The 23,213-nt window shown below is 60.9% G+C and carries 20 protein-coding genes; 7 read left to right on the top strand and 13 right to left on the bottom strand.

Annotated features, from left to right (window positions below; translation table 11 throughout):
• Nucleotides 1–19: 19 nt before the first annotated feature.
• The 4 genes from J3P97_RS12260 to J3P97_RS12245 all read left to right on the top strand — a co-directional run bounded on the left by J3P97_RS12260 (nucleotide 20) and on the right by J3P97_RS12245 (nucleotide 4,188).
• Nucleotides 20–307, top strand: a complete 288-nt coding sequence (locus J3P97_RS12260) for a hypothetical protein (RefSeq protein ID WP_434674286.1) — start codon at nucleotides 20–22, stop codon at nucleotides 305–307.
• 355 nt (nucleotides 308–662) lie between these two features.
• Nucleotides 663–1,532 carry an AraC family transcriptional regulator gene (locus J3P97_RS12255; protein ID WP_434674285.1) on the top strand — a complete coding sequence of 290 codons (870 nt, stop codon included), beginning with the start codon at nucleotides 663–665 and terminating at the stop codon, nucleotides 1,530–1,532.
• 191 nt (nucleotides 1,533–1,723) lie between these two features.
• Nucleotides 1,724–2,932 (top strand): hydroxymethylglutaryl-CoA reductase, encoded by a 1,209-nt coding sequence (locus J3P97_RS12250; protein WP_434674284.1) that lies wholly within the window; start codon nucleotides 1,724–1,726, stop codon nucleotides 2,930–2,932.
• A 212-nt stretch (nucleotides 2,933–3,144) separates the two neighbouring features.
• Nucleotides 3,145–4,188, top strand: coding sequence for an RHS repeat-associated core domain-containing protein (locus J3P97_RS12245; RefSeq protein ID WP_434674283.1), 1,044 nt, complete (start codon nucleotides 3,145–3,147; stop codon nucleotides 4,186–4,188).
• Nucleotides 4,189–4,254: 66 nt separating this feature from the next.
• Here J3P97_RS12245 and J3P97_RS12240 read toward each other — a convergent pair whose 3' ends face one another.
• From J3P97_RS12240 to J3P97_RS12205, 8 genes are all read right to left on the bottom strand, one after another.
• Nucleotides 4,255–4,701: an HIT family protein gene (locus J3P97_RS12240; protein ID WP_434674282.1), complete on the bottom strand. Its 447-nt coding sequence runs from the start codon at nucleotides 4,699–4,701 to the stop codon at nucleotides 4,255–4,257.
• A 20-nt stretch (nucleotides 4,702–4,721) separates the two neighbouring features.
• Nucleotides 4,722–5,084 carry a response regulator gene (locus J3P97_RS12235; protein WP_434674281.1) on the bottom strand — a complete coding sequence of 121 codons (363 nt, stop codon included), beginning with the start codon at nucleotides 5,082–5,084 and terminating at the stop codon, nucleotides 4,722–4,724.
• Nucleotides 5,081–7,198 (bottom strand): PAS domain-containing sensor histidine kinase, encoded by a 2,118-nt coding sequence (locus tag J3P97_RS12230; RefSeq protein WP_434674280.1) that lies wholly within the window; start codon nucleotides 7,196–7,198, stop codon nucleotides 5,081–5,083. The genes J3P97_RS12235 and J3P97_RS12230 overlap by 4 nt, the downstream gene beginning before the upstream one ends.
• A gap of 253 nt (nucleotides 7,199–7,451) precedes the next feature.
• Nucleotides 7,452–8,282, bottom strand: coding sequence for an amidohydrolase family protein (locus J3P97_RS12225; protein ID WP_434604700.1), 831 nt, complete (start codon nucleotides 8,280–8,282; stop codon nucleotides 7,452–7,454).
• Between the two features lie 27 nt (nucleotides 8,283–8,309).
• Entirely contained in the window at nucleotides 8,310–9,599 is a 1,290-nt protein-coding gene (locus tag J3P97_RS12220; protein WP_434651871.1) for an MFS transporter, read from the bottom strand.
• 123 nt (nucleotides 9,600–9,722) lie between these two features.
• A complete protein-coding gene (locus tag J3P97_RS12215) occupies nucleotides 9,723–10,454 on the bottom strand; it encodes a GntR family transcriptional regulator (RefSeq protein ID WP_434604696.1) in 732 nt (243 codons plus the stop codon).
• Nucleotides 10,455–10,581: 127 nt separating this feature from the next.
• Entirely contained in the window at nucleotides 10,582–11,787 is a 1,206-nt protein-coding gene (gene arsJ, locus J3P97_RS12210) for an organoarsenical effux MFS transporter ArsJ (protein WP_434674279.1), read from the bottom strand.
• Nucleotides 11,788–11,796: 9 nt separating this feature from the next.
• On the bottom strand, nucleotides 11,797–12,801 hold the full coding sequence (locus J3P97_RS12205) for an ArsJ-associated glyceraldehyde-3-phosphate dehydrogenase (RefSeq protein WP_434674278.1): 1,005 nt from the start codon (nucleotides 12,799–12,801) through the stop codon (nucleotides 11,797–11,799).
• Between the two features lie 341 nt (nucleotides 12,802–13,142).
• Here J3P97_RS12205 and J3P97_RS12200 point away from each other — a divergent pair, with 341 nt between their 5' ends.
• Complete coding sequence (locus J3P97_RS12200; protein ID WP_434674277.1) at nucleotides 13,143–14,864, top strand: amidase; 1,722 nt, start codon at nucleotides 13,143–13,145, stop codon at nucleotides 14,862–14,864.
• Between the two features lie 82 nt (nucleotides 14,865–14,946).
• Here the strand turns inward: J3P97_RS12200 and J3P97_RS12195 are convergent, their stop codons facing one another.
• Complete coding sequence (locus J3P97_RS12195; protein ID WP_434568647.1) at nucleotides 14,947–15,726, bottom strand: EAL domain-containing protein; 780 nt, start codon at nucleotides 15,724–15,726, stop codon at nucleotides 14,947–14,949.
• A 218-nt stretch (nucleotides 15,727–15,944) separates the two neighbouring features.
• Between J3P97_RS12195 and J3P97_RS12190 the strand changes: the two genes are divergently transcribed.
• Nucleotides 15,945–17,273: an OprD family porin gene (locus tag J3P97_RS12190; RefSeq protein WP_434674549.1), complete on the top strand. Its 1,329-nt coding sequence runs from the start codon at nucleotides 15,945–15,947 to the stop codon at nucleotides 17,271–17,273.
• Between the two features lie 819 nt (nucleotides 17,274–18,092).
• On the opposite strand, the gene J3P97_RS12185 is transcribed toward J3P97_RS12190, so the two are convergent.
• From J3P97_RS12185 to J3P97_RS12170, 4 genes are all read right to left on the bottom strand, one after another.
• Entirely contained in the window at nucleotides 18,093–18,857 is a 765-nt protein-coding gene (locus tag J3P97_RS12185) for an SDR family NAD(P)-dependent oxidoreductase (RefSeq protein ID WP_434674276.1), read from the bottom strand.
• Nucleotides 18,858–19,041: 184 nt separating this feature from the next.
• Nucleotides 19,042–20,334, bottom strand: a complete 1,293-nt coding sequence (locus J3P97_RS12180; RefSeq protein ID WP_434604683.1) for a PQQ-dependent sugar dehydrogenase — start codon at nucleotides 20,332–20,334, stop codon at nucleotides 19,042–19,044.
• Complete coding sequence (locus tag J3P97_RS12175; protein ID WP_434674275.1) at nucleotides 20,331–20,759, bottom strand: DUF2231 domain-containing protein; 429 nt, start codon at nucleotides 20,757–20,759, stop codon at nucleotides 20,331–20,333. The genes J3P97_RS12180 and J3P97_RS12175 overlap by 4 nt, the downstream gene beginning before the upstream one ends.
• Nucleotides 20,760–21,104: 345 nt before the next feature.
• Nucleotides 21,105–22,028 (bottom strand): LysR family transcriptional regulator, encoded by a 924-nt coding sequence (locus tag J3P97_RS12170; RefSeq protein ID WP_434674274.1) that lies wholly within the window; start codon nucleotides 22,026–22,028, stop codon nucleotides 21,105–21,107.
• 114 nt (nucleotides 22,029–22,142) lie between these two features.
• On the opposite strand from J3P97_RS12170, the gene J3P97_RS12165 reads away from it, so the two are divergent.
• Complete coding sequence (locus J3P97_RS12165) at nucleotides 22,143–23,138, top strand: aldo/keto reductase (RefSeq protein ID WP_434674273.1); 996 nt, start codon at nucleotides 22,143–22,145, stop codon at nucleotides 23,136–23,138.
• The last annotated feature ends 75 nt before the right edge of the window (nucleotides 23,139–23,213 follow it).

Here is a 23,213-nt window from a genome sequence, read left to right as displayed (position 1 = left end):
CCAACCAGGACCAAACACCATGGATGAACACCAGGAAGCCATCAAGAACAAGATCCGCGCCGCAGTAGCAACCAGCGATTCTGACGAGATCACCTATCGCTCTGAGTGGCTCGGTTACATGCCCTTCCCGGTTTTCCGATGGGTTGAACATCGAGGAAAGGATTTTTCCGGCGACTTTCCTGCCGATTGGACCCTGGAGGATCTGGCGAGTCTTGAGCGCGCGGGGTTTCTGGAACTGCTTGAAGCCTACGAGAACCCGGAAGACACGTTTGATCGGGATATCAGGTATCGCGTCTTGATTGAATAAATCAGAAAGTACCAAAGACGTCGGTCTGCGCTATCTACACAGGACGAACGCAGCAACCGTGGCGAGGGAGCTTGCTCCCGCTGGGCCGGTCCGGCGCTTCGGGCGAAGCGGCCCTGAACCAGCATCTCCGTTTTACCAGGCACACCGCATTGCTCGGTTTTGCGGCGGCTGCGCCACCGAGCGGGAGCAAGCTCCCTCGCCACGGTGGGTGTATTGGCATCGGAGGGTCAGCCCCGGGGCCGACAGCGGCAGCCAATATGGGGCCTGACTGCGCGCTTTTGAGCAAAAGCGGCTAGGCACGCTCTGCGCGTATAGTCGACTCTAACGCCGACCGCACCTCCAAGAGCCTTCCTCCGTGCCTGAGCTACCGAACGATTTTGCCTACAAAAAACGCTTCGGCGCTGTACTGGCGTACATCGATGCCAATCTGGAAGGTGATCTGTCGGTAACGATGTTAAGTCATGTGGCGAATTTCTCGGCATTTCACTTTCACCGCCAGTTCACGGCGTTCATGGGCGTGCCTGTTTCGCGCTACGTGCAACTGATGCGGCTACGACGCGCGGCACATCGCCTGGTCGCGTTTGCCGATTATTCGGTACTGGACGCCGCGCTGGATGCGGGTTTCAAGAGCCCCGAGGCCTTCTCCAGGGCGTTCAGCCGGGCGTTTGGCGCCGCGCCAAGCGCGTTCAGGAAGAATGCAAACTGGCAGGTCTGGAACACGGTTTTCGCCGTCCCTCATTTTTCCAGGACACTTCTCATGCAAGTACGCATCATCGAAATTCCTGAAATCAACGTAGCGGCGCTTGAGCACCGCGGGCCGTCCGGGCTCGTCAATGCGAGCGTCCGTCAGTTCATCGAATGGCGCATGCGCAGCGGACAGTCACCGGTGGCATCAAGCCGCACGTTCGGCATTCCTTATGGCAACCCCGATACGACGCCTGCGCACGCCTTTCGATTCGCGATCTGCGGTGAGATTCACGAGGACGTGACACCGAATGAGTTCGGCGTACGCCCGCTCGTCATTCCCGGCGGTCGCTACGTGGTGGTACGCCATGCTGGATCGCCCGATCACATCGGCGAAACGATCTACCCGATCTACCGCGACTGGCTCCCCGCAAGCGGTGAGGAACTGCGTGACCAGCCATTGTTTTTCCACTACCTGAGCGTCTTTCCCGAGACGCCACAGGAGCAATGGCAGACTGACGTTTATGTTCCGCTGCGATAGCCGATGAGCAGCCCGTCTCCCATGTACCCGGATGATCGGGTCCCCCGTGTTCTAATCGCCAACACGTCTTAAGCAGCCCGGCAAACTGATAGTTCTGACAGGTCACACGTCCGTTCGAGCGGCGCATATATCTCGGACCGGCTAAAGGAAGCAACCGACTTCCTTCATAGCCCACCTCAAGGACCGTGATCATGAACATACTGCGTGCCGACGAAATCACTGCGCCAAGAATTCCAGCAAAAGGCGAGTACACCGAAGCCGCCCGACAGGAGCGCCTCGCGTTCCTGAGGCGGCAGACCGGGGCCGGCCTGGAACAGATCGCAACCATCAGTTTCGAAAGTGAACGCGTAAGGCACAACACCGAAGCACTGATCGGCTCGGTTGAAATTCCAATCGGTGTCGCGGGGCCGCTGAAGATCAATGGTCTGTTTGCCAAGGGCTTCTTTTATGCACCCTTGGCGACCACCGAAGGCGCGCTGGTAGCCTCCATTTCCCGCGGTGCGACAGCGTTGACCCTGGCAGGCGGAGCCAATGCTGCGTTTCTGGGCCAACGCATGATGCGGGTGCCGAGTTTCGAACTGGACACCCTGGGTGATGCCCTGCATTTCAGCGCTTTCGCTGTCGGCCAGTTGAGCGTCCTGCAAGCCCTCGTCAAAACGTTATCCCGACACGGTCAGCTTGTCTCCCTGGAACCGCAGGTGATGGGACGCATCGTCCACGTGCACTGTGTCTACGAAACGGGGGATGCCGCGGGTCAGAATATGACGACCACCTGTACATGGCAGTTGGTTCAGAAGCTTCGAACGGACTTCGAGCAATACTGCGGCAAGGCCGTCAGGAATTACTTTATCGAGTCCAACCTGTCCAGCGACAAGAAAGCCTCTTTCCAGTCATTGATACGCGGCCGGGGGGTACGGGTCGTAGCAGATTGCATCTTGCCTGGAGACGTCGTACGCAACGTGCTGCACACGACGCCCCAGAACCTCATCCGTTGCTATCAACGTGGCGCCAGCGGGGCCATTGCCGCCGGCACGCTGGGGTTCAACATGAACATCGCCAACGCACTCGCCGCCCTCTTCACCGCAACAGGCCAGGACATCGCCTGCGTGCACGAATCGGCAATCGGCTATCTGAATCTGGAACAAACCGACGATGACAACCTGTACGCAGCCTTGATCCTGCCAAGCCTGGCCATCGGCACGGTAGGCGGTGGCACCGGTCTGCCTCAACAACAGGAATGCCTTGAACTGCTGGGTTGCGTCGGTCAGGGAAGCAAGTCGAAGCTGGCGGAAATCCTGGCCGGGTTCTGCCTGGCGCTGGATTTGTCGACGTTGTCCGCCGTGGCTTCCGACGAGTTCGCAAATGCCCATGAACGGTTGGGCCGTAACCGTCCGACGTAGGCCAGGTGGGCTTGCATCAAGCGCTGGGTGCTTGCACTCGATCTACGTGTGCACACCTTATGTGCGACTGACGGACCGTCGATGAAACGCTGGTTTAGTGGTCTCGGGGGAATAGTTCAGACAACCAAACACCTGACAAATCTGCTAGCTATACAGCTCTGGTAAACAGGCAGATTGTGAGGTTTCGATAACTATTCCCCCGAGCTTGGCACATGAACGAACCACGTAAAATCACCGCCAACGTCTATGTTTACGACCCCTTGGATCGGTTGGTGAACGCTCACTCGACTCAACGGTTCTACAAAGGCACCCGTATCGCGACTGAGATTCAGGGAGAGCGGAGAACCTGTTTTTTCGAACATGAGGCCACGCCCCTGGCAGAGTTACACCCCGGCGATGTTGTCAGCTTGCTTGCCACGGATCAGCAAAGATCGGTGCTGCACGGTGTCAGTCATGCAATTAGCCAACCGCAGAGTTACGCCCCTTACGGCCATCGTCCAAAGACGAATGGGTTACTTAACGTACTGGGATTCAACGGCGAACGGCCAGACCCAGTCACGGGCCATTATCTGTTGGGACAAGGCCATAGATCCTACAACCCCATACTGATGCGTTTTAATTCCCCTGATTCTTTAAGTCCTTTTGACGAGGGTGGCATTAATTCGTATGCATACTGCTCAGGAGACCCTATAAATTACATCGACCCCACCGGCACCAACTCAATCTTCAGCTTGATCTCCGACGGACTTAACTTATTTAGAAACCGAACAACCAGAGCCTATTATAAAAGCTCTGGAAAATTAAGGGCCAGAGCATCTTCATCTCTCGCCAACGTTGAATCAGCACCTCGAACAATAGCCGGTGAAGATGTGGTGTTGAAATGGAATATAAAATACAGTAAAACGTCAATAAAAACCATATCCAAAAAAAGTGACTTGGGGATCCTGGAGCAGCCTGGGCGGGTGAACAAGTATGTGTTAAACAAGGATAACACCCTTGTTGTGGGATCAATTGCAGATGATATGGATGAAAGCATAGTCCCTTCGCATGCAAGCATAATAAAATACGCAGCCACCCACGATAACGTAAGCCGCGAAGTGGTAAGTGCGGGCTATATCATAAGGTCTGATGACGGATACATCGTCACCAACCATTCCGGTCATTACATGCCAAAACCCAAAAGAACAACGCTCGCCAAGTTCAAATTAAGAGCTTTAGGCGTTAGAGCCAGCTCTGAAAACGTAGACTTTACTTAGATGGCATAGACGCAATCGATCGTGGTGCATGATTAGTCGCCATGCCCTCTCATTCCAAGCATGGGTTCACTCTGCTTGAGAATCAATCCGCTCCACCAGCCGCGCCTGCAACGCTTCAAGCTCCTGCGGATCGGCCTTGCCCCGTCCATGAGCCTCGGGCGCCTCGCCGTTCCAGCGCGGGATGATGTGGACGTGGATATGGAAGACCGTTTGCCCGGCGGGCGCGCCGTTGAACTGCGCGATCTGCACGCCATCCGGCTGCAGCTCGTCGACGAGGATGCGAGTGAGGCGTTGCGTCGCCGACATCATCTTGCCCAGCACCGCGGGGTCGACATCAAGAATATTGCGCGCCTGGGCCGCCTTCGGGATGACGAGCACATGACCGCGCGACTGCGGAAAAATATCGAGGAAGGCCAGTACATCGGCGTCTTCGTAGATTTTATAGCAGGGCGCTTCGCCGCGAAGAATCAGCCCAAAGATGTTCTGCGGATCGTATTGGCCGTACAAGCTCATGGTTGCTCCTCGCAAATACTTCAACTTTTCAGCGTCAGCGCTATCTTCAGCTGCAATTCGTTTTCGGAAAAGGGCTTGTGCAGAACCGGACACTGAGCGAAGTCAGCGGGCAGGCCGCTGACGCCGTATCCGGTGCTGAACAGGAAAGGAACGTTACGTGCACGTAGGATATCAGCCACCGGGAACACTCGTTCACCAGCCAGATTGACGTCCAGAATTGCCAGGTCAACCTCCAGGGTGTCCGCTTTTTCCCGAGCCTGGGCGAGTCGTGGGACTGACGCCACCACCGTGCAGCCCAGCTCTTCGAGCATTTCCTCGATCAACATGGCGACCGCGCCTTCGTCCTCGACAAGCAGAACCCTGATACCAGCAAACGGGGTCATGCAGATTGCTCAACGACCATGAACGAGAAGCGACAGAGAACGCCCTCAGGTGCAAAAGTCAGGACAAAGATTCCGCCAAGATCGCGCTCGATGCAGCGCTTCATCAACCGCGAACCGAGCCCTTCACGTTCCGGCGGAAACACCGGAGGGCCGCCCTGCTCGCGCCAATCCAAGGTCAGCAAGGTGCCGTTCGATTGCGGCTGGACGTTCCAGTTCAGCGAAAGCCTGCCCGTCTCGACCGACATCGCGCCGTACTTGAGCGCATTGATCGCCAGTTCGTTGAGGGTCATGGTCAGGCCGAGCGCGACCCGGGTATCGACGTCGATGGCATCACCCTCGATGGTGATACGGCCAGGGTCGGCCCCGAATATCGGCACCAGCACTTCCCGGGCCAGGGAGGCCAGTGGGGTCTGGCCCCAATGCCGCCTCGTCAACAGATCGTGGGCGCGGGACAACGCGAGAAGCCGGGCTTCGAAACGGTTGTAACCATCCTTGGCATCCACCGCATTGCGGGCGGTCTGGGCTGCCAGGGATTGCACCGTGGCCAGGGTATTCTTGACCCGGTGGTTAAGCTCGTCGATCAGGGTTTTCTGCCGGTCTTCGGCCTGCTTGCGCTCGGAGATGTCCACCAGCATGTTGATGGCGCCAACCAGGTTGCCCTCCGCGTCGTGTAGCGGCGTGGGATAAGGCGCGAACGGGACCCGGCTGCCGTCGGGACGCTCCGCGACTGCCTCCACCCCGCGTATCGGCCGGTTTTCCTTCAAGGCCACTGCCATCGGGCACTGATCGTGGGGCAGGAAATTGCCATCGGTGGTGAACAGTTTCCAGGTCACGCACCAAAGGTCGCCCAGTTCAGGCGTACGCCCCGACAACTCGACCGCTGCCCGGTTGAAAAAATTGATCCGGCCTTGCGCGTCCGTGGTATAGACCGCCGCGGGCAGCGCCTCGAGCAGGTTGCGCATGTGCCGTTCGCTTTCGAGGATCTGGTTTTCCATGCGCCGCGCCTGCGTGACGTCCTGGATAACCCGCACGCCATAACGAAACACGCCTTGGGAGTCCCGGACCGATGAGCTGTGGATGTCCAGGTAGACGGTTTCGCCGTCAGGCTTGAAGGCGCGTTTGCGCAGCACGTAGTTATCCAGCTCGCCAGCCACCTGGCGAGCATACAGCGCGGCGTCTTCGTCGGTGCTGTCGGAGTGGGTATACCCCAGGAAAGTCATGTTCAGCAGTTCTTCGCGCGAGCGCCCGAGCATGTTGCAGAGCGCATCGTTGACCCGCAACAGACGGCCATCCGCCCCGGCTTCGGCAATGCCGATCGTCGCCGCCTCGTAGGTCGCGGACAACCGGTCGTCGCTCTCCTGGCGCGCCGTCTCGGCCGCATGGACCGAGGTCACGTCCACGGTGAAGCACCGGGTGTTGAAAAGCTTGCCGTCCTCGAACCGCCCGTTGGAGGTGATGGTGACATGCTTGATCGAACCATCCTTGGCTCGAAGGCGAGCCGGATAGTCTTCCAGGCATTCGCCGTTGCTCAATTTGCTCAGGATGTCGCCGATGACCAGCTCATCGACATGGAACTCGGTGATGTGGCGGCCGATGTACTCCTGCGCCGAATAACCGAGCAAGGCCAACTCAGCCTTGTTGGCACGCACAATAGTGCCTTCGCCGCTGACGATGTGCAGGCCCACCGCACTGTTTTCGAAGAAGTCTTCCAGGTCGGCATTCTTGCGCCGTAGCTCTTCGGCCATCGCGTGGTGCGCCGAGACGTCCTGAAAACAGTTGATAGCCCCTTGGATAGTGCCCTGCTCATCCCTCAGGGCCCGGATGTTCACCAGCGCGACGATCCGCGAGCCGTCCGGACGCTCGATGAATACTTCCTGGTTGCGCGTCGCCGTACCCGACTCCAGCGCCCAGGCCATCGGGCAGTCCTCCAATGCCAACGGCGTACCGTCGGCCAGGAACAGGCGATAGGAACCGCAGAAACGGTCGCCGCCCTCTCCCAATATCGGCGCTCGTCCCCACAAAGTGGCCGCCTCGCTGTTGTAGCGGACCAGCCAGCCGTTGTGATCACACAGATACACCGCGCCAGGAATGGCGTCGAGCGCGTTTGCGCCCATCGCCAAGAGTCCTTCATATTCGCTCGGTGTACGCGTCTCCCTGGGAAACGCTTCAATATTCGACATTTCTATCCCCAATCCGCCTGGCTGAATGCGCCTGCTACACAACGACCCGGTATCCCCTGAGTCGGCGATCCCAGCCCGGACTATTCCTTTACATGCCGGAGCGGATTTTTTCATGCAGCTGCAATGGATACTAGATCCTTATTCAACCGGCGAGTTCAGGAAAATTGCGCGGTATGGCACGCCAGTCTCAGAATCGGAACAAGGCGCGGGGCGTTTCTACCATAAGCGCGCGCATAAACGGCAAAGAAATCTGCAAATCCTGCAGCTGGCGCATCACCGTATCGAAGCCGATGACTGCCTCGTGTTGTGTATGCGGCCAATCACTGCCCCATACCAGGCGATGGGCGCCGAAACTCTGCTCCAGCAGGCCCAGTGCGGACCTGGCGAATGCCAGATTCTGCTGCTCGGTGCCCGCCAGCCGATAGATGCCGGAAACTTTCATCCAGACTTGCCCACTGGCGCCCAGCGTCATCAGCTCGGGATATCCCGGTTGATCAAGGCCCGAACGGGCATCGGGGCGACCGAAGTGGTCGACCACCAAGCGCACGCCGAACGGCATCAACTGGCGAATCAGTCCCGGCAGATGTGCTACCGGGGCATGCAATTCGACATGCCAATCCAATTCGGCAAGGTGGCCAAGGAAGTCTTTCCACAGGGTTTCGCGAAAGTCGGGCGAGGCCGTGCCCATCAGGTTCAAGCGAACGCCGACCACGCCCAGCCGCGCCATCTCCTCCAGCTCGACTCGGCTGATATCCGGTTCCACCACCACGACCCCGCGCAGTTGCTCCGGCGCCTGTTCCAGCGCGGCGAGCAGGTAGCGGTTATCGGTGCCGAGAAAGCTCGGCTGGACCAGAACCCCATGGCTCAAGCCATGGGTCTGCAGATGGTCCAGGTATTGCGCAAGCGTAGCGTCATAGTCCGGTGTGTAACGCCGCACGGCAGCCAGCTCCAGCTCACGGCTGAACACGTGGGCATGGCAGTCGATGCCGGTCATCGACGTAGTACAGGAATCAACCATGGTTCTCATCTATCAAAATTAAAGTGATCAGGCCCGGGCGCTCTCGCTGGCAGATGCCACGGCGGGCGCCGGTGACGCAGATGCCTCAAGGCTACGGCCGCGGGTTTCCGGCAGGCAAAGCGCCGCGAGCACAGCCACGCCGTAGGCGATGCCGGCGTCGATGCCGATGGCTGATCCCAGGGACATGGAATCGCTCATGTGCCCCACCAGGAACGGGAATACCGCCGACAGCACCCGGCCGAAGTTGTAGCAGAAACCGACGCCGGCACCGCGTACATCCGCCGGGTACAACTCGTTGAAGAACGCCCCGAGGCTGGCCGGAATGCCGGCTGCGAAAAAGCCGAGCGGGAAGCCCAGGAACAACATCTGCGTATTGCTCAGCGGCAGGAATACGTAGCACTGCACGGTCACCACACAGCACAGCGCGAACAACAGGATGTTCTTGCGCCGGCCGATGCGATCGATCAGCAAGCCACTGACGACACAACCGCACCAGAAGGCAAAGATGATCACCGCCAGGTAGCCGCCGGAATTGAGCACCGACAGGTTGCGCTCGGTCTTGAGGAAGGTCGGCAGCCAGGTCATCACCGCGTGATAACCGCCGTGGGCACCCAACCCCAGCAAACCGCCGAACAGGGTCACGCGAATCAGTTCGGGGCGAAAGATGCCGCCCAGGGACTTGAAGAAACTCTGTGGAATCGCCTGTTCCTTTTGCAGCCGCTGGAAACTGTCCGGCTCCTCGACGTTACGCCGCACCCAGATGATCAGGAACGACGGCAGCAGGCCGACGATGAACATCACCCGCCAGGCCATGTCCTGCGGCACCAGGGAGTAGATCAGCGTAAAGACCCCGACAGCCAGCCCCCAACCCACCGCCCAGGCGCTCTGGACCGTGCCCATGACCTTGCCGCGGTATTTCGGGTTGATCGTCTCGGCCATCAGCACCGCGCCGGCGGCCCACTCTCCGCCAATGCCAAAGCCCTGCAATGCCTTGACGATCAACAGTTGGTGAAAGCCCGTGACGAACGCCGACAGGAAGGTGAAGAACGAGAACCACAGGATCATCCATTGCAGCGTGCGCACCCGGCCATAACGGTCGGACAGCGTCCCGCCGACCCAGCCACCCAGGGCCGAGGTCACCAGCGTAACGCCGCTGATCAGCCCCGCATCGCCCTTGGACAAGGCGAACGCGGCGATCAACGCCGGTATCGCCAGGCCGAACATCTGGACTTCCAGCGCGTCGAGCGACCAGCCGCCAAAACACGCCCAAAACGTCTTGCGCTCCCGCGAAGTGATCTGGCGATACCAACTGAACATGATTCTTATCCTTATGAGTGGAACAAAAGGCAGCCGAGAGCGAACCGCGCCGCTACAGGGCCAGTCAGGAAAAACACACAGGGCAAGGGCAGCGGCGTTCGAGACGCCGCTAGCCCGCCGAAGTCAGCGGATTTCGACGCTGTAGCGGAAATGCTCGGCATGCCCGCGCGAACGGCGCCATTCCAGGGGGTTGCCGGCGTAATCGCGGGCCAGGCGCTCGATCACCACCACCGGGCTGTGGACCGGAACCTGCAACAAGCGCGCATGCACCTCGTTGACCGATTCGGCCGTGAGGGTTTCCTGCGCATAGGCAACCACCTGCCCGCAGATTTCCTCGTAGATGGGATAAAGCAACGGCCCTTTCTGGTTCAGGTCGATCTCTAGCAACGGCTGGAATCGGCCACGTGGCAGCCAGATTTCTTCGGCGAGCACCGGCTCGACTTCCAGCAGGCGCACCCGGACGATGCGGATCACCGGCGCATCGACCGGCAACCCCAAGGCCTGTGCGACCGCCGATGGCGCCGCCACCGGCTCGACAGACAGAATGCGACTCTCCGGAACCCGGCGTTCACCGGACGCCGACTGAAAGCGAAAGAAACGAAACAACGATGACTGGAACTGGGGACGACGAATGAAGGTGCCCCGCCCTTGCTGGCGCTCCAGGATGCCCTCGCTGACCAAAGCATCAATTGCCTTGCGCACGGTTCCGGTGGACAGCTGGTATTCGGCTGACAACGCCGCCTCGGTGGGAATCGCCTCCCCCGGACGCCAGCGATTATTGGCGATCTGCTCCGCCAACTGGTCACGCAAACGTTGATATAGCGGCAGGCGGGCGTCGCTGGACAGGGCGTTCATAGGACTATATTCACCTTGTTATCTAGTCATATATATGAATTTGAGCCGAGTATTTGCTTCGCCCCGCCGTATTGTCAAGACGGGGCCTGATACTTTGCAGACCAACGGAAACAGCAAGCGCAGCGAATCAGTGCGTTGCGTGACGAGGCAATGCCAACGAAATCAGGGCAGCGAGCAACACGAATGCACTGGAAATCCACAGGCACGCCGCCAGCCCGTACCCCTGGTAGACCCAACCGGAAAGCAGCGTCCCGGCCAGCCGGCCGATGGCGTTGGACATGTAATAGAAACCCACGTCCAGCGACACGCCGTCCTCCTTGGCGTACGACACGATCAGATAACTGTGCAGGGAAGAATTCACCGCGAACAGCACGCCAAAGACCATCAGCCCGCCCAACAGCATCGCCTGTTGTGACAGCCCCAGGGCCATCGCCGCTGGCAAGCCCGCCAACGCCAGCGCCCAGAGGAACGCGGCGCGTCCATCCGGCACCTGCCCGCGTTTCTTGCCGGTGATGTTCGGCGCCAGGGATTGCACGATGCCGTAGCCGATGACCCACGCGGCGAGAAATCCGCCCACGGTCGAAAAATTCCAGCCGTAGACACTGCTCAGGTAGACCGGCAGGGCCACCACGAACCAGACATCCCGGGCGCCGAACAGGAACATTCTCGCGGCCGACAAAATATTGATCGCCCGGCTCTTGGAAAGGATGTCGCGAAATCTGGGCTTGGCCTTGGCCTTGCCCAGGTCCTTCTTCAGCAGGATCAGGCTACCGCCCCAGATCAGTGCCAACACGGCGGCCATCGCCAACAATGCGCCCTGGAAACCGATCCATGCGAGCAACGCCCCGCCGAGGAAAAAGCCGACGCCCTTGAGCGCGTTCTTCGAGCCGGTGAGGATCGCTATCCAGCGATAAAGCCTGCCTTGTTCACCGTCAGGCACCAGAAGCTTGATGGAGCTCTTGGCGCTCATCTTGTTCAGGTCCTTGGCGATTCCCGAAAGCGCCTGGGCCATCATCACCCAGGCGATGGTCAGCCAGGCGGACGGAACGGTCAGCATCAGCAGTGCCACCACTTGCAGGCCCAGGCCGATATTCATCGTCCGATTCAGGCCCAGCCGGGCACCGAGGTAGCCGCCCAGCAGGTTGGTGATCACGCCGAAGAGTTCGTAGAACAGGAACAGCGCGGCAATCTGCAACGGGCTGTAGCCCAACGCGTGGAAGTGCAACACCACCAGCATGCGCAGGGCGCCGTCGGTCAGGGTGAAGGCCCAGTAATTACCGGTGACGAGCAGGTACTGTCGCACTTGCGGCGCTAAGGCTGACACGGCTTTCATCACGATTCCTCAGACGGCCAGGCCAACCATCCGGGCCAGTTCGACGGTGCGGTTGGCGTAGCCCCATTCGTTGTCGTACCAGGCATAGAGCTTGACCTGGGTGCCGTTGACAACCATGGTCGACAGCGCATCGATAATCGACGAGCGCGGATCGGTGCGGTAGTCGATGGACACCAGAGGGCGCTCCTCGAAACCGAGGATGTCCTTGAGCTCGTGCTCGGCTGCGTCCTTGAGAAAACCGTTCACTTGTTCGACCGTGGTGGCTCGCTCGACCTCGAACACGCAATCGGTCAGCGACGCATTGGCCAACGGCACCCGCACGGCGTGGCCATTGAGGCGCCCGCGCAGCTCGGGAAAAATTTCGGCGATGGCGGTGGCCGATCCGGTGCTGGTGGGAATCAAACTCATACCCGACGCCCGGGCGCGACGCAGGTCCTTGTGCGGCTGGTCGAGGATGCTCTGGGTATTGGTCAGGTCATGAATGGTGGTGATCGAGCCGTGACGGATGCCGAGCTTCTCGTGGATTACCTTGACCACGGGTGCCAGGCAGTTGGTGGTGCAGGAAGCCGCCGTCACGATGCGATGCCGGTCCGGCTCGAACTTCTGGTGATTGACGCCCATGACGATATTCAAGGCGCCTTGCTCTTTCACCGGGGCACTGACCACCACGCGCTTCACGCCCTGATCGAGATACGCCTGGAGCACCGCGACCGTCTTCATCTTGCCGCTGGCCTCGATCACCACATCGCAGCCCGACCAGTCGGTGTCGGCAATCGCTTTGTTGGCTGTGACCTTGATGCGCTGCCCCTCGATGATCATGCTGGCGCCATCGGCGTCGGCCTGGCGGTTCCAGCGGCCGTGCACCGAATCGAAGTTCAACAGATGCGCATGGGTCGCCGCGTCGCCCGCCGGATCGTTGACCTGCACGAACTGGAATTCCGGCCAGCCCCAGGCCGCACGCAAGGCGAGGCGACCGATGCGTCCGAAACCGTTGATGCCTACTTTGATCGTCATTTTGAAGGGGCCGTCTATTGGTGTTCAGTCGAATATATGTGTTTGCGAATACAAGAGGAAATCGAAAGTGGCGCCCCCCGTGGCGAGGGAGCTTGCTCCCGCTCGGCTGCGCAGCAGGCGTAACAACTGTCTGCTGGGATTGGGGCCGCTACGCAGCAGCGGGAGCTTGCTCCCTCGCCACGGAGTCCGTTGTTATTTCAGAAGGGAGAGTGCTCCGCTCACGCTCTCGTAGTACAGTCTGCACCCGATATCAGCCCCAATTTGAACGACATCAGGCGTCTGGGAATTTTGCTTGAACAGACCCGTGCCTCATGTTCTTCGTCAGCCGAAGCGGTAACAGCATGATTGAAATCACCGAAGTCTCCATTGCCCAGCTCCGGGCTGCGCTGGAATCCGGCCAGACCACGGCGGTCGAGCTGGTCCAGGCCTATCTCGCCCGGATCGACGCCTATGACGGTCCCGACACGCCTACCGCCCTCAACGCGGTGGTGGTTCGCAACCCTTCTGCGCTGGACGAGGCCAAGGCGTCCGATGCCCGGCGGGCCAAAGGCCAGACTCTGGGCCCCCTCGATGGCATTCCTTATACCGCCAAGGACAGTTATCTGGTGAAGGGGCTGACCGCTGCGTCTGGAAGCCCGGCCTTCAAGGACCTGGTTGCCCATCGCGACGCCTTCACTATCGAACGCCTGCGTGCCGCCGGGGCGATCTGCCTGGGCAAGACCAATATGCCGCCGATGGCGAACGGCGGCATGCAGCGCGGTGTTTATGGCCGCGCCGAAAGCCCTTATAACGCGGATTACCTCACCGCGCCTTTTGCCTCCGGTTCGTCGAACGGCGCGGGCACTGCCACCGCTGCCAGTTTCGCCGCCTTCGGCCTTGCTGAAGAAACCTGGTCCAGCGGACGCGGCCCGGCCTCCAACAATGGCTTGTGTGCCTACACGCCCTCGCGCGGGGTGATCTCGGTACGCGGCAACTGGCCCCTGACGCCGACGATGGACGTTGTGGTGCCCTACGCCAGGACCATGGCCGACCTGCTGGAAGTGCTGGACGTGGTGGTGGCGAACGACCCGGACCCTCGTGGCGACCTGTGGCGCCTGCAACCCTGGGTGCCGATTCCGTCCGTCGATTCGGTCCGTCCCGCCTCGTACCCGAGCCTTGCCGCCAATCCCGAAGCGCTGGCCGGCATCCGTTTCGGCGTGCCGCGCATGTACATCAATGCCGACCCCGAGGCGGGCACCGCTGAAAAACCAGGCATTGGCGGCCCGACCGGGCAACGGATCATCACTAGCCCGTCGGTGATTGCCCTCTGGGAAGCCGCGCGCAAAGCCTTGGAGGCCCAGGGCGCCGAAGTGATCGAGGTGGATTTCCCGCTGGTATCCAACTGCGAGGGCGATCGTCCTGGCGCGCCGACGGTGTTCACCCGCGGCCTGGTGTCCAAGGAGTTCCTGCACCATGAACTCTGGGACCTGTCGGCCTGGGCGTTCGACGATTTCCTGCGGGCCAACGGCGATCCGAAACTCAATCGCCTGGCCGACGTCGACGGACCGCTGATTTTCCCTCACGACCCGGGCACCCTGCCCAATCGCGAGGATGATCTTGCCGCCGGCATGGACGAATACGTGAAGATGGCCCAGCGCGGCATCACGCCGTGGGACCAGATCCCGACCTTGCCCGATGGCTTGCGCGGCCTCGAACAGACACGCCGGATCGATCTTGAAGACTGGATGGAGCGGCTCGGGCTGGACGCGGTGATCTTCCCTACCGTGGCGGACGTCGGGCCCGCCGACGCGGACGTCAACCCGGAGTCAGCCGACATTGCCTGGAGCAATGGCGTATGGGTCGCCAACGGCAACCTCGCCATCCGCCACCTGGGCGTGCCTACGGTCACCGTGCCGATGGGCGTCATGGCGGACATCGGCATGCCGGTCGGGCTGACGTTCGCGGGTCGTGCCTATGACGATTCGAAACTGCTGCAACTGGCCTCGGCATTCGAGTCGACGGGCTCGAAACGGATGATCCCGGCGCGCACTCCGCCGTTGTCTGGTGACCATCCGCGCGCGTGATCGCGGCGGGTACATGAAACAGGAAAGCAGGCTCACCGCGTCAATAGCGTGTGAGGCCTGCGTCATCAGCGCCTGCTGCTGGCTAATCGAACCTGCCCACCGCAAGCCGCCCCGTCTCGGGCCGCGCATAGAGATACCCCTGCATCAGCTCGATGCCCAACTCCAGCAGCGTCGCGCTTTCTTCTCGCGTCTCGACGCCCTCGGCGATGACGGTAATCCCCAGCCGGCCGGCGACCAGGATGATCCCCTCGACAATCGCGCGCCTGACCGGATCCTGGTCGATGCCTCGGGTCAACGCCATGTCGATCTTCAGCACTTGGGGCTGGAACAGCGCAAGCAGATTGAGCCCCGAGTAGCCAGAACCGAAATCATCGATTGCGGTAGTGAAACCCTGACGTTCGTACTCCAGAAAGATCGACTTGAGGTGCTCGGGGTCGTCCACCCTTTCGCCTTCCGTGACCTCGAACATGAGCCTGTCCGGCGGAAAGCGGCTTTGACGCGCAGCCTCCAATGTCGCCCGTATACAGGTCTCGGCCCGGTACACGGCGTTGGGCAGGAAGTTGATGCTGAGCAGGCAATCGGGAATGTCGAGGATACCCAGCCTGGCAGCCTCCTCGATCGCTTTTACTCGGCAGGCCTGGTCGAACCGGTAGCGGTTGCCGTCATTCACAAGCCCGAGGATATAACCTGCCGATTCGCCGTTTACGCCTCTGACCAGTGCCTCATAGGCAAAGGCCGTGCGCGTGCGGACATTGAAGATCGGTTGGAACGCCATGGTGAAATCAAATCCCAACGCCGAATGGTCGCGACACTCGGCGCAACCAAGGGATTTGAACGTTTGAGGAGAAGAAGATGCGGTCATATCAGTGTTCCGTCGCGGCAGCGGGTGTCCCTGTGTTGCAGAAACTATAGGCAATCTCCCTTGAATCGGCACGGGTCGCGCTTTCTGGAGTGCGGTCGGGCCCGCGTTACGCAATTAACAACGTTTAACTCGCCCCTGCGCGCGACCTCACCAAGAATGGCGCTCTGCCCAGGCCTTGGTTCACACGGAAAAGACGCATGTCGCCCGCATCCACAAACATGATTGTCCCCGGGCCAGCACCGGTCGCCCTGAAGCCGATCTGGCTGCTGGCTTTGCTAGCGGGAAGCGCACCCGCGCTGGCAGGACAAACCGCCGAGGGTTTCTTGCAAGGGGCAACATTTGAGGTGTTGAGCCGCAACTTCTACCTCAACAATGACTACCGGTCCCCGACCCCGGCGGGCAAGAGCTACAAGGCGGAATGGGCCCAGGGCTTCATCGCCACGTTCGAGTCCGGCTTCACGCCCGGCATCGTCGGTGCAGGCATCGACGCCCATGGGTTCGTCGGTTTGAAACTGGACGGCGGCAAGGGCCACTCGGGGACGGGATTGCTGCCGCTGGATCAAGACGGACGCAGTGAAGACGAATACTCCAGCGCCGGCGCTGCGCTGAAATTCAACACCTCGCGAACCACCCTGGCGCTCGGCGAAATGACCGTGGCGACACCAGTATTCGATACGGCTGACAAGCGCCTGCAACCGGAATACGCCAGCGGCGTGTGGCTGTCGAGCCACGAATTCGATGAGGTCGATGTGCAGGCGGGTCATTTCAACGCCTTCAAAAATCAGGATGCCTCCACCGCCAAAGGCGATTTCTCTGGTTATGGCGCAAGTACCCGCCACGGCAGTATCGACTTCATCGGCGCCGACCTGTTCAGCGGCCGCACGGTGGGCGGCGCGCTCTATGCTTCCGAGCTGAGCGACACCTGGCGCCAGTACTACGCCAATCTGCATTCGACGCTGGGCCAGTTGTTCCTCGACGGTAACGTCTACTACACCCACGACCATGGCCAGGCCAGCGCAGGCGCCATCGACAACACGGCTTTCAGCCTGTCCGGCAAATATCGACATGAAGCCCAGGCACTCACCTTGGCGTACCAGAAAATCAACGGCGACACGCCTTTCGATTTCGTTGGTGGTGACTCCATCTACCTGGCCAACTCGATCAAATACGCTGATTTCAATGGCCCGGGCGAGCGCTCCTGGCAAGCTCGCTATGACCTTGATCTGGGCACCTTGGGCATCCCCGGCTTGAGTTTCATGGCCCGCTATGTAACCGGCAACGGGATAGATGGCAGCCATGCGCCAAGGGGCGGCGCCTACAACCCGTTCGACAGCGACACCGGAACCTACAGCCCGCAGCAGGGGGACGGTGGCCGTCATTGGGAGCGCGACCTGGACCTGCATTACGTCGTGCAATCAGGGCCGGCCAAGGACCTGTCGCTGCAACTGTCCCACGTCACCCACCGCGCCAACAGCGCCCAGGCCGGCGATGACATCGACAGGCTGTACGTCGTCCTCCAGTACCCGCTGAAGCTCGGGCCGTTCTGAAGCCCCCCTCTGTGGGAGCGAGCCTGCTCGCGAAGGGGCCGGTACATCCGACATCTTCACCGACTGACTTGCTGCCATCGCGAGCAAGCTCGCTCCCACAATGATTTCCAGCGGACATAAAATTCATATGCACTGCAGAACCCATGTGGGAGCGAGCCTGCTCGCGAAGGGGCCGGTACATCCGACATCTTCATCGACTGACTTGCCGCCATCGCGAGCAGGCTCGCTCCCACAATGATTTCCAGCGGACATAAAACTCACGTGCACTGCAGAACCCATGTGGGAGCGAGCCTGCTCGCGAAGGGGCCGGTACGTCCGACATCCTCATCAACTGACTTGCCGCCATCGCGAGCAGGCTCGCTCCCACAATGATTTCCAGCGGACATAAAACTCACGTGCACTGCAGAACCCATGTGGGAGCGAGCCTGCTCGCGAAGGGGCCGGTACGTCCGACATCTTCATCAACTGACTTGCCCCCATCGCGAGCAGGCTCGCTCCCACAATGATTTCCAGCGGACATAAAACTCACGTGCACTGCAGAACCCATGTGGGAGCGAGCCTGCTCGCGAAGGGGCCGGTACATCCGACATCTTCACCGACTGACTTGCTGCCATCGCGAGCAAGCTCGCTCCCACAATGATTTCCAGCGGACATAAAATTCATATGCACTGCAGAACCCATGTGGGAGCGAGCCTGCTCGCGAAAAGGCCGGTACGTCCGACATCTTCATCAACTGACTTGCCGCCATCGCGAGCAGGCTCGCCCTCAGAGTAGCCACAGGGGTTTTACGCTTGTTCATGACGGTTCTCCTCTGTTGGCTCAGCCAGCGGTGACAGTCATGCCGCCATCAGCCATGACCACCGAGCCGACCATGAAGCTGGCGCGGTCCGAGGCCAGGAAGGCGACCACCTCGGCGATTTCTTCAGGTTGCGCGGCCCGGCCGATGGGGGCGGCTTCGCCGTGCTGGGCGAGAAACTGCGGGCCGTCCTCGACCACGTCATTGAGGATATTGGTGACCACATCGCCAACGCCGACCGCATTGACTCGGATGCCATGCTCGATGGCTTCCAGCGCCAGCGTGCGGGTCAACTGCGCCAGGGCGCCCTTGGACGCGGTGTAGGCGGCGATGGTCGGGAAAGCGAAATAGGATGCATAGGAGGCGATGTTGACGATGGCCCCGGACTGGTTGGGCATCATCGCCTTGACCGCTTCGCGTGAGTGCAGGAACGCCGCGGTGGCGTTGACGGCCTGGATGCGTTCCCAATCCTGGCGCGTCATGTCGACCACCAGTTTGTTGATGATGATGCCGGCGTTATTGACCAGGATGTCCAACCGGCCGAACTGCTCGACCGCCAGGCCCACCGCGCGCTCGGCGGCGCCGTCCTCGGTAATGTCAGCCACCAGCGGCACCAGTCCCGGGCGGGCCAGCTCGTTGACGGCGGGGTTGATGTCCTCGGCGATCACCTTGGCGCCACGGGCATGCAGCAACAGGGAAATGGCCTTGCCGATACCGCTGGCGGCGCCGGTGACCAGGGCGACCTTGCCTTCGACTTCGTGGGGAATGTTGTGTTTGATACCGCTCATGGTAGCTCTCCTCGTTGACCGACCGACGAGACATTCGCCGGTGCGCTGTCGTGATTGACGGCTTCACTGTCGCGCAACGAGGGTTACCGGGCTTTGGTGATGTTGCGGGGACTGTCGGGGTTTTGCGCGAACGTGCAAAACCGGCGGGATTACCCGGGACGGCAGCGCGTCCCGGGCATCGGGTTCATGGCTTGCGAGTCACCCGCCACACGGTGTTCGCCAGGTCATCGGCGATGATCAACGCACCGCGCGGATCAACGGTCACACCCACGGGCCGCCCACGGGTCTTGCCATCGTCGCCGCGGAAACCCGTGGCGAAGTCCACCGGCTCACCAGCGGGACGACCGTTGCGAAACGGCACAAAAATGACTTTGTAGCCCACCGGCTGGTCGCGGTTCCAACTGCCGTGCTCACCCACGAAGGCGCCTTCGGCAAATTGCTCGCCCATGGCCGGGATGGAGAAATCGACACCGAGTGCCGCGACGTGGGACCCGAGGCTGTAGTCGGGTTTGACCGCAGCGGCGACTTTTTGCGGATCCTGCGGTTGTGCGCGCGGATCGACGTTCTGCCCCCAATAGCTATAGGGCCAGCCATAAAACGCACCTTCGCGCACCGATGTCAGGTAATCCGGTACCAGGTCGGGACCCAACTCGTCGCGCTCGTTGACCACCGCCCACAACTGTCCGGAGCCAGGCTCGACCTTCAACGCCGTCGGGTTGCGCAGACCGGTCGCATAGGGTTTGTGGGCGCCTGTCTCGGCGTCGATCTGCCAGACCATGGCCCGGTCGATTTCGACTTCCATGCCGCGCTCGGTGACGTTGCTGTTCGAACCGATGCCAACGTACAGCGAGCGTCCGTCGGGACTGATGGCCAGCGCCTTGGTCCAGTGGTGGTTGATCTCGGACGGCAGGTCGGTAACTTTCGTGGGTGACCCGCTGGCCTTGGTCTGGCCCTCTTCATAATCGAAGCGCACCAGTGCGTCCTGGTTGGCGACGTACAGCTTGCCGTCGGCAAACGCCAGGCCATAGGGTGCGTTGAGGTTTTCGGCGAAGACCGTCTTGAGCTCGTAGGTGCCGTCACCGTCAGCGTCGCGCAACAGCGTCAGGCGGTTGCCGCCCTTGACCTGGGTGTTGCCCTTGGCCTTGATGACACTGGCGATGACGTCCTTGGGCTTGAGCTTCGCAGCGTTTCCGCCACGGCCTTCGGCCACCAGGATATCGCCGTTGGGCAGTACCAGGGTCTGGCGCGGAATCTTCAGGTCGGTGGCGATAGCGGTGATGTCGTAGCCTTGCGGCACCGTCGGTTTCTGCTCGCCCCAGGGCACCGGCTCGGCGATTTTCATGCTGGGCAACAACCCGCGCTGGGGCTCCGGCAATTTGGGGTCCGGACCGCGTGCCTGAGTGGCGTCCCCTTCTCCTCCGCAGGCGCTCAGCAACAACGCCAGGCTCAAGGCTGTCAATGCGATGCGCGGTTTCATTGCTCACCTCCGGAACGCAGATTGGTCAGCCCGACCCACGCCGCAGCGCAGGCCAACACGGTTACGACGACCGACAGAACCAGGCCCTGGGGCATGATGGCCCAGGCGTCCTTGGCATGTTCGAAGGCATTGATCAGCCCGAGTACCCAGGTCACCAGCAATAGCAGGAAATACACCACCGGACGCCCGCCCTTGCGCTCCGCACGGATCAGATTGACCAGCGCAAACAGCAATGCCAACCCACAGAACAGCAGTCCGCCGGCAATCAGCCAGGAGGCGAAATTGCTCCATTGGATCTGGTAGGTCTTGTAGTACGCGATGTCATTGAGCAGCGCCCCGAGAAACAACGGAACGGTGCCGGCGAGCAGGACCGCGTGAAGCGGACCTGGCGTGCTTCGGTAGAGGGGATGGGTGGTAACGGTCATGACAGCTCCTTATCGTTCAGCGTCCCGTGGCGGATTCCGTGAGATCCGGGCCGTCGGGGTCGCGTTGATTAACGCCTAGGGAAATGATCGTGCCGCCAAAGCGATAGTTCCGATTTTTCGCTTGGGATAAGGCGGCAGTTCCCAGCGTTTTCATGACAAGGAGTACGGGGCATGCCGATACAAACCGTGGCGAGGGAGCTTGCTCCCGCTGGGCTGCGTAGCGGCCCCAAGCCCTATCACCGAGGTGTGCCAGGCTGATCCCGAACAGGCTTTTTGGGATTGCTGCGCAATCCAGCGGGAGCAAGCTCCCTCGCCACGGGGGACCGGTCTTCGAGATGGTTCGTGTTAAACCCGCACCATCAGGGCCTCGTCCGCATCCGCCGCGCCATGCAGCAACTCGATCAGCCAATCGATGAACACCCTCACCCTCGGCGACAGCTGTCGATGAGGCGGGTAGACCACTGAAATCGGCCATGACGGCACCGGATGATCGCTCAATACCTCGACCAACCGCCCCTCGGCGAGTTGCCGTTGCACGTGGTAACGCGGCGCCTGGATCAGGCCGAATCCCGCCTCGCAAGCCGTCACGTAGCCGTCGGCGTTGTTGACGGTCAGCTCGGATGACATTTGCAGCTCTCGGACCTGCCCTGCCACTTCGAATTCGAACGGGAAATAACGACCGTTACCGGACGCGAAACCGATGGCGCGGTGCTCTGCCAGGTCCTCCAGCGCCACAGGCGTACCTGAACGGGCCAGGTAGCCAGGGCTGGCGCAAGTCACTTGGCACAACCGCACGATCGGTCGCGCAACCAGCGCCTGGTCGCTGATGACGCCGGCCCGGATGGCGCAATCGACGCCTTCTCGCTGCAGATGAACCAACCGGTCATGAAACCCCAGGTCCAGTTTCAATTGCGGATAGCGCCGATAGAAGTCCGCCAGGTTCGGCACGATCCATGTGCAGCCGAAGGCGATGGGCATGTCCACGCGCAGGGTGCCGCGAGGTTGGCTGCGTTGCGCGGACAGCGAGGTTTCCAGGTCGTCCAGTTCATCCAGCAACTGGCCGCAGCGCTGGTAATAGGCTTCGCCATCCAGGGTTGCGCGCACCTGCCGCGTGGTGCGCTGTAGCAGTTGCACCCCCAGATGCCCCTCCAGTTGCTGGATCAACAGGCTGACGGTAGCCCGGGGCAAACCCAGATCGTCGGCCGCCTTGCCGAAACCGCCCAGTTCGACGATGCGCCGGAACACCTGCATAGCCTGAAATCGATCCATGATTCTTGCTCACTATTCAGAAATCACGAATAGTTAAACCAAAAACAGCGGCTTTATCCAGAAAACCGTTTTACGGAGACTGATCGCGTCACTTCAATCCAAAGGAACAACCTCATGATCACTCGTCAACTTGGCCATCAAGGTCCACACGTCAGCGCCATCGGTCTGGGCTGCATGGGCATGTCGGATTTCTACACCACGGGCACCGACGAGCGCGAATCCATCGCCACGCTCCACCGCGCCGTCGAGCTGGGCGTGACCCTGTTCGACACGGCCGACATGTACGGCCCGCACACCAACGAAGAACTGCTCGGACGCGCCTTGCGCGGCAAGCGTGAAGGTATCTATCTGGCGAGCAAGTTCGGCCTGGTGCGCAGCGATGATCCGCATGCCCGGGGCGTCAATGGTCACCCCGAATACGTTCGGCAGTCGATCGACGGCAGCCTCAAGCGCCTGGGTACCGATTACCTCGACCTCTACTATCAGCATCGCATCGACCCACAGGTACCCGTCGAAGAAACCATCGGCGCCATGGCCGAGCTGGTCAAGGCCGGCAAGGTCCGCCACATCGGGATTTCGGAGGCCAGCGCCGAGACCATCCAGCGGGCCCATGCCGTGCATCCGTTGGCAGCGGTGCAAAGCGAATACTCGCTGTGGTCCAGGGAGCCGGAACACAACGGCGTGCTCGACACGTGCCGGCGCCTGGGCATCGCTTTTGTCGCTTACAGCCCCTTGGGCCGCGGCTTCCTGACGGGCGAGTTGAAGACTCCGGACGATTTTGCCGAAGACGACTACCGCCGCTTCAACCCGCGTTTCCTGGCCGACAATTTCCAGCGCAACCTGGCCTTGGTCGAACGGGTCAAGGCGATGGCTGAGCAGAAGCAGATCAGCGCCTCGCAACTGGCCTTGGGCTGGGTCCTGGCCCAGGGCAGCAATGTGATCCCGATCCCGGGCACCAAGCAGCGCAAGTACCTGGAAAGCAACGTCGCCGCCGCCAGCGTCTTCCTGAGCGCCGAGGAGCTGGCTCAGCTGGATGCGATTTTCGGCACCCGAGGCGCGGTGGCCGGCGAACGCTACAGCGCCGAGGTGATGACCTTGCTCGACGGCTGATCAGGCCGGGCTTTTTACCAGCAACGGCACCGGGGACATTCGTCCCCCGTGCCACCCCGGCACGTTTTCGATCCG

It is taken from the genome of Pseudomonas sp. R1-15 (assembly GCF_051132085.1).
Lineage (GTDB): Bacteria > Pseudomonadota > Gammaproteobacteria > Pseudomonadales > Pseudomonadaceae > Aquipseudomonas.
The sequence above is the reverse complement of the archived record's forward strand: the minus strand, read 5'-3'. Positions and strand labels throughout refer to the sequence as shown.